Origin of the sequence: Kribbella sp. NPDC051587, assembly GCF_044453945.1 — a bacterium.
Classification (GTDB): domain Bacteria; phylum Actinomycetota; class Actinomycetes; order Propionibacteriales; family Kribbellaceae; genus Kribbella.
Map to the genome: position 1 here is coordinate 744,817 of NZ_JBITDE010000003.1, position 16,187 is coordinate 761,003.

General features: G+C 68.6%; 12 protein-coding genes and 1 pseudogene. 6 read left to right on the top strand and 7 right to left on the bottom strand.

Annotation, left to right across the window (positions count from 1 at the left end; genetic code table 11):
• Positions 1–11: 11 nt before the first annotated feature.
• Genes ACIA49_RS15600 through ACIA49_RS15625 form a run of 6 tightly spaced genes read right to left on the bottom strand, consistent with a single transcriptional unit; the run spans position 12 to position 7,656 of the window.
• Positions 12–1,025: an SGNH/GDSL hydrolase family protein gene (locus ACIA49_RS15600; RefSeq protein ID WP_396377827.1), complete on the bottom strand. Its 1,014-nt coding sequence runs from the start codon at positions 1,023–1,025 to the stop codon at positions 12–14.
• Between the two features lie 55 nt (positions 1,026–1,080).
• Positions 1,081–2,370: a hypothetical protein gene (locus tag ACIA49_RS15605; RefSeq protein ID WP_396377828.1), complete on the bottom strand. Its 1,290-nt coding sequence runs from the start codon at positions 2,368–2,370 to the stop codon at positions 1,081–1,083.
• Between the two features lie 2 nt (positions 2,371–2,372).
• Positions 2,373–2,885 (bottom strand): hypothetical protein, encoded by a 513-nt coding sequence (locus tag ACIA49_RS15610; protein ID WP_396377829.1) that lies wholly within the window; start codon positions 2,883–2,885, stop codon positions 2,373–2,375.
• Positions 2,882–5,008 carry a hydantoinase/oxoprolinase family protein gene (locus tag ACIA49_RS15615; protein WP_396377830.1) on the bottom strand — a complete coding sequence of 709 codons (2,127 nt, stop codon included), beginning with the start codon at positions 5,006–5,008 and terminating at the stop codon, positions 2,882–2,884. The genes ACIA49_RS15610 and ACIA49_RS15615 overlap by 4 nt, the downstream gene beginning before the upstream one ends.
• A gap of 24 nt (positions 5,009–5,032) precedes the next feature.
• Complete coding sequence (locus ACIA49_RS15620; RefSeq protein WP_396377831.1) at positions 5,033–6,655, bottom strand: FAD-dependent oxidoreductase; 1,623 nt, start codon at positions 6,653–6,655, stop codon at positions 5,033–5,035.
• Positions 6,652–7,656: a LacI family DNA-binding transcriptional regulator gene (locus ACIA49_RS15625; RefSeq protein ID WP_396377832.1), complete on the bottom strand. Its 1,005-nt coding sequence runs from the start codon at positions 7,654–7,656 to the stop codon at positions 6,652–6,654. Before ACIA49_RS15625 ends, ACIA49_RS15620 begins: the two co-directional genes overlap by 4 nt.
• Before the next feature lie 175 nt (positions 7,657–7,831).
• Here ACIA49_RS15625 and ACIA49_RS15630 point away from each other — a divergent pair, with 175 nt between their 5' ends.
• From ACIA49_RS15630 to ACIA49_RS15655, 6 genes are all read left to right on the top strand, one after another.
• Positions 7,832–8,824, top strand: a complete 993-nt coding sequence (locus ACIA49_RS15630; protein WP_396377833.1) for a hypothetical protein — start codon at positions 7,832–7,834, stop codon at positions 8,822–8,824.
• 48 nt (positions 8,825–8,872) lie between these two features.
• Positions 8,873–9,847 (top strand): bifunctional riboflavin kinase/FAD synthetase, encoded by a 975-nt coding sequence (locus ACIA49_RS15635; protein ID WP_396377834.1) that lies wholly within the window; start codon positions 8,873–8,875, stop codon positions 9,845–9,847.
• A gap of 114 nt (positions 9,848–9,961) precedes the next feature.
• Positions 9,962–10,234, top strand: coding sequence for a 30S ribosomal protein S15 (rpsO, locus tag ACIA49_RS15640; protein ID WP_130379758.1), 273 nt, complete (start codon positions 9,962–9,964; stop codon positions 10,232–10,234).
• A gap of 294 nt (positions 10,235–10,528) precedes the next feature.
• Complete coding sequence (locus ACIA49_RS15645; RefSeq protein ID WP_396377852.1) at positions 10,529–12,748, top strand: polyribonucleotide nucleotidyltransferase; 2,220 nt, start codon at positions 10,529–10,531, stop codon at positions 12,746–12,748.
• Positions 12,745–14,058, top strand: coding sequence for a M16 family metallopeptidase (locus ACIA49_RS15650; protein ID WP_396377835.1), 1,314 nt, complete (start codon positions 12,745–12,747; stop codon positions 14,056–14,058). The genes ACIA49_RS15645 and ACIA49_RS15650 overlap by 4 nt, the downstream gene beginning before the upstream one ends.
• 127 nt (positions 14,059–14,185) lie before the next feature.
• Complete coding sequence (locus ACIA49_RS15655) at positions 14,186–15,886, top strand: ATP-binding cassette domain-containing protein (RefSeq protein ID WP_396377836.1); 1,701 nt, start codon at positions 14,186–14,188, stop codon at positions 15,884–15,886.
• Positions 15,887–16,027: 141 nt separating this feature from the next.
• Here the strand turns inward: ACIA49_RS15655 and ACIA49_RS15660 are convergent.
• A pseudogene (locus ACIA49_RS15660) lies at positions 16,028–16,187 on the bottom strand (IS30 family transposase); the annotation flags it as partial.

The following is a 16,187-nucleotide window of genomic DNA, read 5'->3' on the forward strand; positions in this document are numbered from 1 at the left end:
ATTGGAAAGGGTCAGCGTTGCGCGCTGGTCCGTACGCGGTCATTGGCGGCCTTCACGGCCGGTGAGGTTGCTGCCTGCTTGGTCAGTTGACGGCCCTTCGCGGCCCACGCGGCCTGCTCGGACGACGTGATGGTGGCGGGCTGGCCGGTCAGCTTCTTGAGGGTGAGCGAGGCGACGCCGGCCTGGCCTTCGTAGCGCGGGTGGTAGTTGGCCGCCCGCAGCAGGTTGAGGTCTTTGCCCTGGATCCACGCCACGCCGTCCGGCGCGCAGGCGTCGTGACCGGTCGAGGGCCCGAAGGTGTCCACGTACGTCGCTCCGGTGGCGGCGGCCGCGTTCGAGACGGCGGCGTTCAGTGCCTGCTCGATCGAGTACAGGTAGGCATAGTCGCCGTCGGCGAACGGCAGGACGTCCGGGCAGGTGCCGTGCTCGGGCGCGATCTTCGGATACCCGACCAGTACGACGGTTGCCCCGGGCGACCGTTGTTTGATGCCCTGGACAACGACCTTGATCCGGGCCTCGGTCTTCACCAGATCGGCCTTCAGCGTGTCGACGCCGTCGACCGTGAAGTGCGCCTTGCAGGGCGCGCCGGCCGGATCCGAGGCGCGCAGCCCCGGGCAGGTGCCGACGATCGAGCCGAAGACACCGAAGTCGTTGCCGCCGATCCCGACCGTGACGAGGTCGGTCTCGGGGCTCAGCGCGTCGAACTGCGGCGCCGCCGTCCCGAGGATCGTGCTCTGCGGGTTCAGCATGTTCGTGGTGTCCGCGCCACCGCAGCTCGCGTCGGTGAAGTTGTCGACGCCGAGCGCGGCGGCGACCATCTTCGGGTAGTTGCTGTACGACCGGGCGCAACCGAGCGACAGCAGGTCCGGGATCGGCACGAACGGCGCCGAGGTGTAGGAGTCACCGAGCGCGACGTACTCGCGGAAGCGATGCTGTCCGGCCTCGGCCGGTGCGGTCGCTGCGACGGTCAGCGCCGTCGTCATCAGCAACCCGGTGACCGCCGCGATCGCACGGTGGAACTTCACTTGGCCTCCCCAAGGCTCGGCAACGCCGCCCACACTAAGTTGAGTGACGCGCCGATTACAAGGGGTGATCAACCCAGAGATAGAGAACCGCGGTGAGCACCATCCCGCCGAGGCCGACCAGCCAGGTGAAGGGCAGGGTTGACAGCATCGACCGCTCAGGCCGCACTCCGGCGTACTGGGCTGCCCACACCGTCTGGGTGCTGGTCGGGTCGGAGACGCTGAAGACCTGGTTGTACGACGCCATCAGCCCGACGACCGCGGTGAGTGGGTAGATGCCGCCAGTGACCAGCACCCCGGCTACTCCGGCGCCGAGGCCGAACACGTTGAGCGGGCCACGGAACAAGCAGAGCGGCACCAGGGCGGCGAAGACGATGACGAACCAGATCGGACCCGAGGGACTGATCGCCGCGACGATCGGGGTGAGGGCGGTCTTGGCGCCCGGCAGCTTGACGGCCGCCAGCAGCATCCCGATCGCGACGAACAACGCGATCGGGGGAGCGGCGACCTCGAATCCCTTGTACAGCGAGCGAAGCGCCCGCTCGTTCAGGTCGCCCCATTTGGTCGTGGTGATCAGCGCATAGACGACCCCGGCGAGCAGCGACGGCACGATCGGAACCGTGAGTCCGAGAGCGAGGACGATCGGGATCAGCGGCGTGACGAGCGCGTACCAGGGCGCGTCGCCGCGCCGTACGCGGGCCTTCGGCCGGTCGAGCTGGACCGCCCAGGCATGCCGAGCGCCGCGGCGGGTCTGGACGAGAACGTAGGCGATCCCGACCACCAGCGCGATCGGGAACAGCCGGATCATCACGGTGCGAACCTCGGAGACCGGGGCGCCGAGAGCGTCGGACATGAACTGCCACACCGGCAGCTCCAGGGGAGACCCGGCCGAGATCCCCATCAGGACCGTGCCCGCCGCGGCGACCGGGCGCAGGCCGACCGCGATCATCGCGGGGATGCCGATGACGCCGGCGAGCATCGCCGCCGGGGCGGATCCGGTGATGCTGCCGCACAGGATCGACACCGCGAACACGCCGAGCGCGACGACCGCCGGTCGTTCGCCGCCGAACTCCACGATCTTGCGGACGAGCGTCCCACCGATGCCCGTCTGGTCCAGCAGCGTCCCGAGCCAGGATCCCAGCAGTACGGCGATCATCGTGGCCGCGAGCGTGATGGCTCCGTTCTGCAGGACGCCGGTCAGGATGCTGTCCTTCGCACCGGTCAGTGGGGAGCCCGAGATCAGCGCGATTCCCAGAGCGAGCAGGGCTAGGGCGAAGGCGGTCGGCAGGATGCGCGTCAGCATCAGCAGCACCCCGACGGCCATCAGGATCAGGATCGCGATTCCCATGATCAGTTCCTTCCGGCGAGGGCAGCGGTGAGCAGCAGCGGGCTGACGGCCAGTCCGCTGCGACGGTGGGCGAAGCGGTGCGCGGCGATCTCGTCCGCACCGGCAACGTGGCCGCGCACCTGAAACCGCCCGAGGCGAAGTGCGGTGTGGCCGAGCCGCCGGTTCAGCTCGCGGACGTCGAGCCGGTGGTGAGCCACCTCGTGCGCGACCGCAGCCTGCCGCAGTGATGCACGGGTAACCGGCCAACCTCGTTGTTTTGCTAGCTTTTCGGCGACTCGCAGTGAGTCGGTGTAGACGATGACGGTGCCGCGCTGATGTTCGGCCAGCAGCAGTTCACCCTTCCGTACGCCGCCCTCGCGCTCGACGATCTGGACGGTCGCATCATCACTGCCGTCGGCCAGTTCGTCGCCGTACTCGAGGGCTGTCTGGGCCCAGGAGCGCAGCTGCTCGCCGGTCCGGTTCTCGTGGGTGGGCGTGTCCCGCAGCAGGCTGACCGCCAGGTCCAGGTCGTTCATCGCCGGTCCTCCAGGATCAGGACGACCGGCTCGTCGTCTGCTCGCGTCTTCAGCTCGGCGCCGGCCAGGGCGATCAGTTGGTCGCGGTCGAGCACTCCGGACAGGTCAGCGATCTTCGGGCCGACCAGCAGCCACACCGCGGGAACGCGTGCACCACCGTCGCCGTACCGGGTGTGTTGATCGGCAAGGGCGGCCAGCCGCGCGGGCGCCGTACTGGCATCGACGGTCTCCACTGTGGCGCCGTTGCTGTGCAGGCGGATCACGCCTTCGCCGTCGACCACTCGGACCCGTACGGCGGATCTGGCGAAGCGATGTCGTCGGGTTCGGGCACCGAAGACGCCGTACTGCGGTGTGGTCGCTAGCTCGTGCACGTCTGCGGGATCGACGCCGATGCTGCGTGCCACGTCGGAGCGGACCACGCCGGCGTCGAGGGTGGCGGACCGGTCCTTCGTGCGAAGCTCGGTCGCTCCGGTCGCGACTGCGCGAATCAGATTGCGCTGTGGGTCGACGGTGACGTCAACCTCGACGCCCGCCGGGTCGGCGCCCTGAGCAACCACCGCGGCCTCAGCCTGGGTCCGGGTGGCGAGGATGTCGGCGTTGGACGGGTTCGGCACGATGCGCTCCACCGACTCCCGGACCAGCGCGAGGGCGGCACCGAGCGGGCTGATGACCTCCGCGTGCGCCGCGATCCGCCAGTCGTGGCCGGTCTCCGCACCCAGGTACGGCGTGACCGCGGCCGCGCCACCTCCGCCGCCGACCAGTGTTGGGTGGTCGAGCCGGTACTCCTGGACAAGCTGGTCGACCACCGCACGCACGGGCTTCACCGCCTGGCGCAGTACGGCGCGCGCTGTCGCCTCGACGGACAGCCCTAGCGCGGTAGCGAGCGGTTGGATCGCCGCTTGTGCGATCGACGGGTTTGCGTAGGCGTAGCTGTCGGCCGGCACCACTCCGAGCGCGTTGGCGGCACAGGTCAGTGTGAGCGCGTAGCGGGTGCCGTCGGCCGTCTCGATCGCAACATAGTCCGCCGGGTCACCAGGCCGCGGCGAAACGGTGATCAGCTTGGCGCCGGACCACACTGCGGCCGGTGCGAAGCAGGCGTACGGCAGTCCGGCGATGTGGGCACTGCGTGGCCCTACCTCAGTGATGGCCTTGCCGGAGTACCTGATCAGAGAGCCGCCGCCGATGCCGACCGTGCGGACGTCCAGAGCTGGCAGGTACGTCTCGTGCCCGCCCAGCTGTGCATGCCGAACCAGCACCCGGCCGCGACGCACCACGCTGATGTCGGTGGAGGTTCCGCCGGTCTCCAGAAAGAGGCCCTCACTCAACCGCTCCGCCATCAGTGCACCAGCCACACCCGCCGCAGGTCCGGAGAGCGCAGTAAGCAACGGCCGACGGCGCATCTCCGCTAGGGACATGACACCGCCGTCGCCGCGCACCACCATCAGTGCTGCGGTGATGCCTGCGCGCCGGACGCTGCTCTCGACCAGGTCAGCGGTCGACACCATCCGTGGCATGATCCCCGCGTTCAGGACCGCCGTACGGGCTCGTTTGGTCAGCCCGTAGAGACCGGTGATCTCGTGGGTGGCTGTGGCGAGCACGCCACGCTCTCGGGCGGCAGTGGTGACGGCGTCCTCGCCGTCTGGGTCGTCCACACTGAAGGGCTCAACCGCGACGACCACCTCGGCGCCTGCCCGCACCAGCTCGTCGACGGCCGCTCCTGCTGTCCCTGGATTGCGCACTGCAGCGAAGCGGACGGGCAGCTTGCGACCCGGCGCGAGCTCCATCTTGCCGAAGGAACGCAGCCGCTTGGTGGCGAAGGCGTCGTACCCGGTGCCGACACCGGCGATGCCGACGGTGGCCACATCGCCTTCCAGCAAGGCGTTGGTCGCCTGCGTCGTGCCGTGCGCGAGGAACGAGACGTCGTCCGCGTTCAGACCGAGGTCGGCCCGCAGCTTCTCCAATGCTTCCAAGATGCCGTGGGCGACACCGTCGCTGTGGTCGTGGGTGGTCGGTACCTTCACCTGGCCGAGCAGTTCGAAGGTGTGCGCGTCGACGGCGACCGCGTCGGTGAACGTGCCACCGACGTCGATCCCGACCCGCACAGCACCTGGCTGGAACGTCATGGTCCGCACCTCCAGAGGGGAAAGTCAGTACCCGCGGACGTCGGGCCAGCGGCGCTCGACACCGGAGCGGTCGAGCAGCCGGGCGAAGTCCTCGAAGACAGCCGGCTTCTCGCCGACCTGATGTGGCTCGGTGCCGCGGTCCAGCGCGAACGCGGCCAGGTAGCCGGCCACCTCGCCGATGTTCCATTCGACGGGATGTAGCCGATGGCAACCATTCGTGATGTGCGTCGTACCGATGTTCTTGCCGGCCGGGAGCAGGTTGCGCATCCGCCGTGGCAGCAAGGCGCCCAGCGGCAGCTCGAAGGGCACACTCGGTACGTCGACGTAGGTGTCGCCCGCAGTGGACGGGTGCAGGTCGAGCCGGTAGCTGCCGACGCCGACCGAGTCCTCACGGCGCTTGCGGCCGGTCGGTCCGAGGATGTCCAGCGACACGTCCTGCTCGACGATCGTGGTCTGCGCGTGGATCCGGCGGCCTTCTCGCACGTAGGCGGACTTCGCCAGACCGTCGGCGGTCCCGACCACGTCGTGGCGCAGCCGCAGCCCCGGGAAGCCAGTGTCACCGTCGATTCGAGGTGCCTCGGTCTGCAGCCAGTACAGGACCGAGAGCGACAGTTGCTTGGCCTCGTCGTGAGCCTGCGCCACGTCCGCGGCGGTCGTGACTCCGTCGATCTCGAGCGCCGGCCGCAACCAGTAGTCGTTGAGCGGCCAGTTCACCAGCGTGATGTCGGAGTCGAACGCACCTGGGCGGTGCAGCTTGCGAGCAAGGATGCGGCGGAAGCCCCACAGCTCTTTGTCGCCCGCGTCGGCGCTCTGGTCGGCGCTGATCGCCAGCGGATCGGCGTCCGGGTTGGGATCGAACGTCCGGGGGACCGGCTCCAGCGATCGCGGATCCGGCGCGAGGAACCCGAGCAGCGGACCGGGCCAGAACTCCGGCCGGTAGTCCCGCCATAACCCGTACATCCGGGGCCGGTCGATGGTGTGGTCCTGCCCGGCGTGATGTGAGAGCGCGAAGCAGTAGGTGATGCCCTGCAGGTTCGCGGGGTTCGCCTGCTCCGGTGCGTGCGGTTCGCCGTACTCGGACTGCGCCTCGGCGCCGACGGCGAACTCTGTCCCGGTCAGCGGCAGCAGGTCGCCGTTCTCGGTCGCGTCGAGCACGTACGTCGCTCTGACCGTGGTCCGCGTGCCATCAGGCCCCTCCAGCGTCACAGCCTCGACGCGGTCGCCGGTGGCGTCGGCCGCGACGGGCCGATGCTGCAGCAGCACAGTCAGGCGTCCGGCCGACCGGTGCGGCGCCAGCATCGCCTCCAGCACCGCCAGCGCGACTCTGGGCTCGTGACACAGCTTGCTGACCCGGCCGGCGCCTGGGTTCAGGTCAGCGAGTGCAGCCGCCTCCGCGCGCAGCGGGTAGTGCCGGCGGTAGTAGTCGCGTACGCCCTCCCGGAACCTCCGGTACGACGCCGTGCTGCCGAACTGCTCGATCCACGGGTTCTCGTCCGGAGGCACCGCCTGCGCGGTGAACTGACCGCCGATCCAGTCCGTCTCCTCGGTCAGGACGACGCTGTGTCCCAGCGAGGCGGCAGCCAGTGCGGCAGCGACACCACCGACCCCGCCACCGACCACGAGGATCTCGGGACCAAGCTCAGTCATGCAGTACTCCTTGGCGGTCCGACCTCGCGGCCGGCTACGGGCGGACACCACAGCAACTGCTGCGGCGTGTTCGGCTGATCGGTGATGAGCTCGATGAGCAGCCGCACGGCCTGCCGCCCCATCTCCTGCATCGGCACCTCGAAGCCACTGACATCGGGCGGTCCGCCCAGCACCGCGAGCGACAGGTCGTCCGGAACGGACAGCCCGGCCGCGTCGACTGCCGCGCGCACCGCCCGGTACGCCGTACCGGTGTCCGTTCCTTCGACCACCAGTGCGGTGACGCCGTCGGCGACCCAAGACCGCACTGCGGCGACGGGTAGCTCTGGTCCGCCGAGTCGGACGACCTCGGTGTCCGGTGCTGCCTGCAGTACGCCGAGGAGGCGGTCCTCCGACGACGGGGCTTCATCGGGCTCGCGGACGTACCGGATCTTGCGGTGGCCCAGACCGATCAGCCGCTCCAGCACCTGTGCCGAGGCGGCGACGTAGTCCGCGCCCACATAGGGGATCCGGCCGCCCAGCTCCGGCCGTCGACCGATGTAGACGAGTGGGAAGCCCGCGTCGACCAGCCGGGCCACCGGAGCCTCCGGCACGTGCCGTCCGAAGAACAGACAACCGTCAGCCATCCTGGTACGGTGGATGGCCGCCTCCTCGGTGGCCTCCGGGCCACTGGTGCCGGTGAACAGGATCAGATCCTGACCGAGCGACGCGGCCTCGGCCTCCACCCCGGACAGGATCGGGTGGTAGATGTCGGCCTCGTTCGTCGGGAACGCGGTGCGGAACGTGTAGAGACCGAGCAGGTTCGACCGCGAGTGCGCGAGCCGCTTGGCGACCGGGTGCGGGACGTAGCCCAGCTCGTCGGCGACCTCCAGGATGCGCGCCCGGGTCCCCTCGGCCATCCGGACCGACTGCTTGCCCCCGAGTACGACCGAGACCGCGGCCTGCGAGACGCCGGCGATCCGGGCGATGTCGGCCTGGCGCGGCATGCGGCGTTCTGTGCTCATCTCGTCCTCACGGCTGGCTAATGCGATTTAGCCGAGCTTCGAGCGGATTTCCAGAAATGTCAAGATGTCAGGAAAGAGCTCAGATCAAGAACTAATACGCATTAGCGTGTTGACAGCCATTGTGGGACCCGCCCAGAGTCGGAGAACATCAACCCCGCCCCGAGGATGTGGTCGTATGACGCAGCTGTCCCGCCGTACCGTGCTGTTGGGAACCGCCGGAGCAGGGTTGGGCCTGCCGTTGCTGAGCGCCGCTCCGGCGAGTGCCGCTCCGGCCGGCTTCCCGACGTACAGGTATGTCCGGAACGCGTTCGACAAGACCAAGCTGAAGTACGAGCCGGCGCGGAGCGAGGTGATCTTTCCGTGCATCCGCGGTACGGCGGGACGCGTGCCGAACGCGCTCGGGCGTTACTACCTCTACTACGCGCCGCACGAAGCACCTGGTGGCATTTGCCTGAGCTACAGCGACAGCCTCGAAGGGCCGTTCATCGAGTACCCGAACAATCCGATCGTGGCGCGCACCTGGAGCCCGTACTACAACGTCAGCCACGTCTCGTCGCCGTACGTGCTCTGGAACGAGTCGGCCCAGGAGATGTGGCTGTACTACCACGGTGAGAACACGACCACCCGGCTCGCGCGCTCCAAGGACGGCATCCACTTCACCTACGACAAGGTGGTGCTGTCGACCTCGATGATGCCGGCCGGTACGACGGAGACGTCGTACGCGAAGGTGTTCGAGCACGAGCTCCCGGCCAAGGGCTCGAAGTACGTGATGGTCTTCATGATCAACACCACCGCGAACCGTCGGTCCATCGGCTGGGGCCGGTCGGTCGACGGCCGCACCTGGGTCTTCTCGCCCAACTCGCTGATCCGCCCGGAGGAAGTGGGCTCGGTGAATATCGGGGCGCCGACGGTGGTGCATCGCAACAACTCGACCTACGTGATCTACCACCAGGACAAGGCTTCCGGTGGCCGGATGCTGATCACCGAGGTGGGCAACGACTTCACCAAACGCAACCACCTCGGGGTGTTCCACAATCCGCTGGCCGGTGCCCCCGACAACGGACGGTGTGCCGCCGCGTCGTTCGGGACCATGGACGGCAAGGAGTACATGTTCTACGAGGCGGGGGAGCGGCTGGCCGGGGCCATCGCCATCGCTCGCGCGGTCTGACCCCGGGGCGGTTGGCTGGGGCGGGGCCAGACGTGAAATCCTGGTGGCATGCAGGTCTGGCACGGGTTGGACGAGGTGGGTGCGGAGTTCGGCCCGTCGGTCGTCACCATCGGCAACTTCGACGGGGTGCACCGCGGTCACCAGGAGGTGCTCGCGCATGCCAAGGCGCGCGCGGCCGAGCTGGGTGGCCAGGCGGGTGCACTGCCGGTGGTCGCGCTCACCTTCGACCCGCACCCGATGCGGGTGCTGCGGCCGGACCACGCGCCGCTGATGCTCAGTGAGCCCGGTCAGCGGGCCGAGCTGCTCGGTCAGCACGGCGCGGACGCCGTTCTCATCCTCCCGTTCGACAAGGACGTGGCGAGCTGGTCGCCGGAGGAGTTCATCGAGCGGGTCCTGGTCGGCACGCTGCATGCCAAGGCGATCGTGGTGGGGGAGAACTTCCGGTTCGGCCACCGCGCCGCCGGGCACGTCGACACGCTGGTCGCGGCCGGTACGACGTACGGGTTCCAGGTGGAGGGCCTGAGGCTGGCGGGTGACGCCCAGCCGTGGTCGTCGACGTACGTGCGGCAGCAGTTGGCCGACGGGCACGTAGAGGCCGCCGCCGAGGCGCTGGGTCGCCCGCTGCGGGTCACCGGCGTGGTCATCGAGGGTGACAAGCGTGGGCGTGAGCTCGGCTACCCGACCGCGAACATCCCGGCCGACCCGACTGCCGCCGTACCGCAGGACGGTGTGTACGCCGGTTGGCTGACCGTGCTCACGCCGGCTGAGGGAGGACCGTCGTACGGCGAGCGGATGCCCGCGGCGATCAGCGTGGGCAGCAACCCGACCTTCGATGGCGTGGACCGGCGGGTGGAGTCCTACGTGCTGGACCGCGACGACCTGGAGCTGTACGGCGCCAAGGTCGCGATCGACTTCGTGGCGCGGCTGCGGGGGAGCCAGATCCGCTTCGAGACCATCGACGAGCTGCTCGTCCAGATGAAGGCCGATGTCGACGGCGCGCGACACGTCCTTACACGGAATTAGGGTGACGCGTCCACGGACTGATACGGTGGACCCTGCCGTCTGACGGCCGCGGATCGAGAGTGCTCGGGTGACGAAGCCCCGGTGCGCCGCGCAACGGAAATCGAGAGGAACTCCGTGTCATCTGTTGATGCTGCCACGAAGAAGAAGATCATGGGTGAGTACGCCCTGACCGAGGGTGACACCGGCTCCCCCGAGGTCCAGGTTGCGCTGCTGACGCACCGCATCGCCCACCTGACGGAGCACCTGAAGGAGCACAAGCACGACCACCACAGCCGTCGTGGCCTGCTGCTGCTCGTCGGTCAGCGCCGCCGGCTGCTGAACTACCTGGCGAAGAAGGACATCAACCGCTACCGGTCCCTGATCGAGCGGCTCGGCCTTCGCCGATGACGTCGTGAGGAGCGGCCGCCGAGGTTGGGTGGCCGCTTCTCGCGTATCCAGGCCCGCGCACACGGCGAGGGCCTGGCACAACTGAATAACTGACGTAACGAGGCGACGCGAAGCGCGTGGCGGGAGGACGACCGGTCCTCGGTAGTGACCTTCGGATTCAGATTCTGTGCATTTTTTTGGCTGAGGATCCGCGGGCCTCGATCGAAGACCGGCACCCCGACAGCTCGCGCCTCGCAGTCGTCAACACTGTGTAGGAGAGAGGGGTATCCCGTGTCGGGATCCACCAACGCGCCGATGGACGGCGCACAATTTTCCGAGGCCGTCGTCGACAACGGCAGCTTCGGAACCCGCACCATCCGCTTCGAGACGGGCCGTCTGGCCCAGCAGGCCGCCGGCTCCGCCGCCGCCTACCTCGACGGCGACACGATGGTGCTGTCGGCCACCACGGCCAGCAAGAAGCCCAAGGACCAGTTCGACTTCTTCCCGCTGACGGTGGACGTCGAGGAGCGGATGTACGCCGCCGGCCGCATCCCGGGCTCGTTCTTCCGTCGTGAGGGACGGCCCTCGGAAGAGGCCATCCTGACCTGCCGGCTGATCGACCGACCGCTGCGGCCGTCGTTCGTCTCCGGCCTGCGCAACGAGATCCAGGTCGTCATCACGGTCCTGGCCCTGAACCCGGACAAGCTGTACGACGTGCTCGCGATCAACGCGGCGTCGATGTCCACCCAGATCGCCGGGCTGCCGTTCTCGGGCCCGATCGGCGCCACCCGCGTCGCCCTGATCGGCAACCAGTGGGTCGCGTTCCCGACCCACACCGAGCTCGAGGACGCCGTCTTCGACATGGTGGTCGCGGGTCGCGTCACCGAGTCCGGTGACGTCGCGATCATGATGGTCGAGGCCGAGTCCACCCCGGGCACCTTCGAGGCCGTCGCCGCCGGCAAGACGGCCCCGACCGAAGAGGTCGTCGCCGAGGGCCTGGAGGCCGCCAAGGGCTTCATCAAGACCCTGGTCGACGCGCAGGCCGAGCTGGCCGCCAAGGCGTCCAAGCCGACCGGCGAGTTCCCCGTCTTCCCGGACTACCAGGACGATGCGTTCGCCGCGGTCGAGGCTGCCGCGACCGAGGAGCTGACGCAGGCGCTGGCGATCGCGGGCAAGCACGACCGCGACGACGCGACCGACGCCGTCAAGGCCGCTGTGGTCGACAAGCTCGCCGCCGACTTCGAGGGCCGCGAGAAGGAGCTGTCCGCAGCCTTCCGCTCGCTGACCAAGAAGCTCGTCCGCCAGCGCGTGCTCAAGGACAAGATCCGGATCGACGGCCGCGGGCTGGCCGACATCCGGCCGCTGAAGGCGCAGATCGGCGTCCTGCCGCGCGTCCACGGTTCGGCGCTGTTCGAGCGCGGCGAGACCCAGATCATGGGTGTCACCACGCTGAACATGCTCCGGATGGAGCAGCAGCTCGACACGCTCTCCCCGGAGACGCGCAAGCGCTACATGCACAACTACAACTTCCCGCCGTACTCGACCGGTGAGACCGGCCGGGTCGGTTCGCCGAAGCGCCGCGAGATCGGTCACGGCGCGCTGGCCGAGCGGGCCCTGGTGCCCGTGCTGCCGTCGCGTGAGGACTTCCCGTACGCGCTGCGTCAGGTGTCCGAGGCCCTCGGGTCGAACGGCTCCACCTCGATGGGCTCGGTCTGCGCCTCGACCCTGTCGCTGCTGAACGCCGGTGTGCCGCTGAAGGCCCCCGTCGCCGGTATCGCGATGGGCCTCATCTCCGGTGAGATCAAGGGCAAGACCGAGTACGTCGCGCTGACCGACATCCTCGGTGCCGAGGACGCCTTCGGCGACATGGACTTCAAGGTCGCCGGTACCAAGGACTTCGTCACGGCTCTCCAGCTGGACACGAAGCTCGACGGTATTCCGGCGAGCGTGCTCGCCGGCGCGCTGACCCAGGCCAAGGAAGCCCGCCTGACCATCCTCGACGTGATGGCCAAGGCCATCGACGCCCCGGGTGAGATGAGCGAGTTCGCGCCGCGGGTCATCTCGGTGAAGGTCCCCGTCGACAAGATCGGGGAGGTCATCGGCCCGAAGGGCAAGATGATCAACCAGATCACCGACGAGACCGGTGCCGACATCTCCATCGAGGACGACGGCACGGTGTACATCGGTGCGACCGACGGCCCGTCGGCCGACGCGGCGCGCGCGATGATCAACGCGATCGCCAACCCGACGATGCCGGAGAAGGGTGAGCGCTACCTGGGCACGGTCGTGAAGACGACCAACTTCGGTGCGTTCATCAGCCTGCTCCCGGGCAAGGACGGCCTGCTGCACATCAGCAAGCTGCGGGGCCTGGCCGGTGGCAAGCGGGTCGAGGCCGTCGAGGACGTTCTCTCGGTCGGTCAGAAGCTCCAGGTCGAGATCGCCGAGATCGACGACCGCGGCAAGCTTTCGCTGATCCCGGTCGTCGAGGGTGAAGAGAAGGCTGACGACGAGAAGGGTGCTGACTCCGCCGAGTGAGCAGAGCCATCACCAGCACGTTGCTGAGCCCGGAGGCGGGCGGTCCGGTCAGACGGACCGTCCTGCCCTCCGGGCTTCGTGTGCTGTCCCAGTCCGTACCGGGTTTTCGCTCGGTCACCTTCGGCGTGTGGGTCGGTGTCGGCTCGCGTGACGAGCCCGAACAGCTGAACGGCGCGACGCACTTCCTCGAGCACCTGTTGTTCAAGGGCACCGAGCGCCGCGACGCCCTGGAGATCTCGGCCGAGATCGACGCCGTCGGCGGTGAGATGAACGCGTTCACCGGCAAGGAGTACACCTGCTACTACGCGCGGGTGCTCGACTCCGACCTGCCGCTCGCGGTCGACGTCATCTGCGACATGATCACCTCCGCGACCCTGACCGGCGCGGACGTCGAGAGTGAGCGCGACGTCATCGACGAAGAGATCGCGATGCACGCCGACGAGACGTCGGACCACATCCACGACCTCTTCGCCGAGCAGTTGTGGGGTACCTCGCCACTCGGCCGCTCGATCACCGGTACGCCGGAATCGGTGGCCGCGCTGACCCGTCAGCAGGTCGTCGGCTGGTACCGCCGCCGCTACAAGCCGGCCAACATCGTCGTCTCGGTCGCCGGAAACGTCGAGCACTCCGACGTCGTTCGCCTTGTCCGCAAGGCGTTCGAGCGCCACTGGGTGACCGACGAGGCCGAACCAGCTCCGGTGCGGCGTCCATCCGGTCGCCGGATCCCGACGTACGGCGGAACTCGCGTCCACCACCGCGATGTCGAGCAGGCGCACCTGGTGCTGGGCATGCCCGGCCTGGTCCGCAACGACCCGCGCCGTTATGTCGCGGGCGTTCTGCACGGAATCGTCGGCGGCGGGATGTCGTCGCGACTGTTCCAGGAGGTCCGCGAGAAGCGTGGCCTGGCCTACTCGGTCTTCACCTTCGGCTCGGCCTACGCCGACGCCGGCATGGTCGGCCTGTACGCCGGCTGCCTGCCGAAGAAGGCGCCTGAGGTGCTCGAGGTGGTCCGCGCCGAGCTCGAGTCGATCGCGTCCGGCACCATCACGCCCGACGAGCTCCTCCGCGGCAAGGGCCAGATGCGTGGCTCGGTCGTGATGGGTCTCGAGGACACCGGCGCCAAGATGACCCGGATCGCCAAGGCCGAGCTCGTCTACGGCGAACTGCCGACGGTCGACGAGATCCTGCACCAGATCGACGCCGTCACCCTCGACGACGTCACCGCATTGGCGGCTGAGCTCTACGCCGGCACTCCGGCCCTCACGGTCATGGGGCCCTTCGACGAAGACACCACTGCTTTCACGTTGTAGTCTCGACCGCACGTCACACGTGATCTGCCGCTGGATCGCACTCTGAACGCGATCACATGCACTTGACGGCCGACGGTACCCGCGCTGGATCACCAGCGCGGCTCCGGCCTGCCTTGCGAGGATCACGATGCTCGACGCGTTCCGTACCGCCCGCGACTCCCTGACCGACGCCGCCCGGGTCTCGCCCGGCTGGCTGACCCTGTGCTCGGCCCTGGTGTTGATCCAGGCCGCTGTCCCCGGACTGCAGGTTGTGCTGATCGGGGGACTCGTCGACGATCTGACCGCCGGTCGTCGTCCGTGGGGGCTGCTCATCGGGCTGACCGTTGTCGTCGGCTCGATGTACCCGCTCAGCCAAGTGACGATGGCGGCCGGGCAGCGGATGACGCTCTGGCTCAAGCTGCACTACCGGTCCGAACTCGCGTACGCCGCTGCTCGGCTCAGCCCCAGTCGGCTGGCGGATCCAGGGACCGCCACTGCGCTGCAGGCCGGCCAGGCGGCGACCGATCCCATCAGTGGAGTCGCGACGCGGCCGGTGCAGGTGCTCGGCGCGGGCATCACCTCGGTGGTGCTGTGCGCGGCGATCTGGTCGATCAACCCGCTGTCCGGGGTGCTGGTACTGGGCGCGCTGGTTCCGACGGTGGTCGCGTTCACCGCGATCTCCCGGATGGAATCACACGGTTGGCCGCGAGTCGCCGAGCAGGAGCGGCGCGCGGCGTACGCGACCGAGCAGCTCCTGCAGCAACGGTCCGGCACTGAACTGGCCGTCCTCGGGTCGGGTTCCAAGGTCGCCGACCTGGTCGTGACCCATCGGACGGCCGCGAGCCGGGTGCTCGACTGGATGATCGGCGTGGCCATGGCGTGGGAGCTCGCGGCTGCGCTGGCCGGTGCCGTGCTGTTCGGCGGAGCGCTCGTCGCGCTGGTCAGCGGTGGCGCCAGCGGGGGAGCGGCAGCCGCCGCGATCGCGGGCACGATCTCCGGGCTGAACGCGATTCGCTTGTGTGGCTACGCGTTCGGCACCATCATCACCGCGGCACCACAGGCCCGGATCTACCGCGATTTCGTTCGCAGTGTGTCCGAGCGATTGCCACAGAGCGTCGTAGCGGGGGTGGAGTCTGTTGCCCTCGACAACGTCACCTTCCGGTATCCGGGGGCCGCTCGGGCTTCCCTGCGGGACGCATCGATCGCGGCGCGGCGCGGGGAGATGATCGCGTTGGTCGGGGTGAACGGTGCGGGGAAGACGACTGCGATCAACCTCTTGGTGGGTGGGCTGATGCCGTCGGCAGGCCGGGTGCTGATCGACGGCCGGGATGCGGCCGGGATGAGTGAGTCCGAGCGGCTGGGGCATTTCGGGTTGCTGGTGCAGGAGTTCGGGCGGTTCGAGTTCACGTTGCGGGATGCGGTTGCCCTCGGTTCGCCTCAGGCTGTGTCAGACGACGCCGTACGGCGTGCGCTGGCGGGGACGTTCGCGGCCGACCTTCCGCTCGATACCCAGCTCGGTCAGCAGTGGGGCGGGACCGGGATCTCCGGCGGCCAGTGGCAGCGGGTGGCGCTGGCGCGGATCCATCTGCGCGGAGCCGGCGTGTGGATCCTCGACGAACCCACCTCGGCCATCGACGCCGAGGCGGAACGCGAGATCTTCGCGGACCTCCGCCGTACCAAGGACTCCCGGATCACCATCGTGGTCTCACACCGTGCCTCCACGCTCACGGAGATGGATCGGATCTACGTGATCGACGACGGCTCGGTGGTCCAGCAGGGCACCTACCACGACCTGATCGCCGATCCCACCGGCCGCTTCGCCCGCCTCTTCGCCACCCAGCAGGACTGACCCCGCACCCCGCGTCCAACGTCCGAACAACCGGCGCACGTGGTCGGCGAGTCTTCGGACGTTAGCTCCATGGCGACACCGCCCCTCCGCGCGAGCCGATACGACCTTGAGCACCGCTCGGCCATCTGCCAGCCGGTGGTTTCAGCCGGTTGTTGCACGTAGCGCCTCGTTGAGGGCTTGGGCTGGAGTTTGCCAGCCCAGGGTTTTGTCGGGGGCGTGTATTCAGCTTGTGGGCGACTTCGTCGGTGCCGGCCTGGGTGAGGTTGCGCAGGTCGGCGCCCTTGGGCCAGTACTGGCGCAG

Bases quoted from the DNA above. Each gene is read 5' to 3' on its own strand.
- ACIA49_RS15615 (WP_396377830.1), bottom strand. From the start codon at position 5,008: ATGACGTTCCAGCCAGGTGCTGTGCGGGTCGGGATCGACGTCGGTGGC.
- ACIA49_RS15635 (WP_396377834.1), top strand. From the start codon at position 8,873: ATGCAGGTCTGGCACGGGTTGGACGAGGTGGGTGCGGAGTTCGGCCCG.
- ACIA49_RS15655 (WP_396377836.1), top strand. From the start codon at position 14,186: ATGCTCGACGCGTTCCGTACCGCCCGCGACTCCCTGACCGACGCCGCC.
- ACIA49_RS15645 (WP_396377852.1), top strand. From the start codon at position 10,529: ATGGACGGCGCACAATTTTCCGAGGCCGTCGTCGACAACGGCAGCTTC.
- ACIA49_RS15605 (WP_396377828.1), bottom strand. From the start codon at position 2,370: ATGGGAATCGCGATCCTGATCCTGATGGCCGTCGGGGTGCTGCTGATG.
- ACIA49_RS15625 (WP_396377832.1), bottom strand. From the start codon at position 7,656: ATGAGCACAGAACGCCGCATGCCGCGCCAGGCCGACATCGCCCGGATC.
- ACIA49_RS15620 (WP_396377831.1), bottom strand. From the start codon at position 6,655: ATGACTGAGCTTGGTCCCGAGATCCTCGTGGTCGGTGGCGGGGTCGGT.
- ACIA49_RS15610 (WP_396377829.1), bottom strand. From the start codon at position 2,885: ATGAACGACCTGGACCTGGCGGTCAGCCTGCTGCGGGACACGCCCACC.
- ACIA49_RS15630 (WP_396377833.1), top strand. From the start codon at position 7,832: ATGACGCAGCTGTCCCGCCGTACCGTGCTGTTGGGAACCGCCGGAGCA.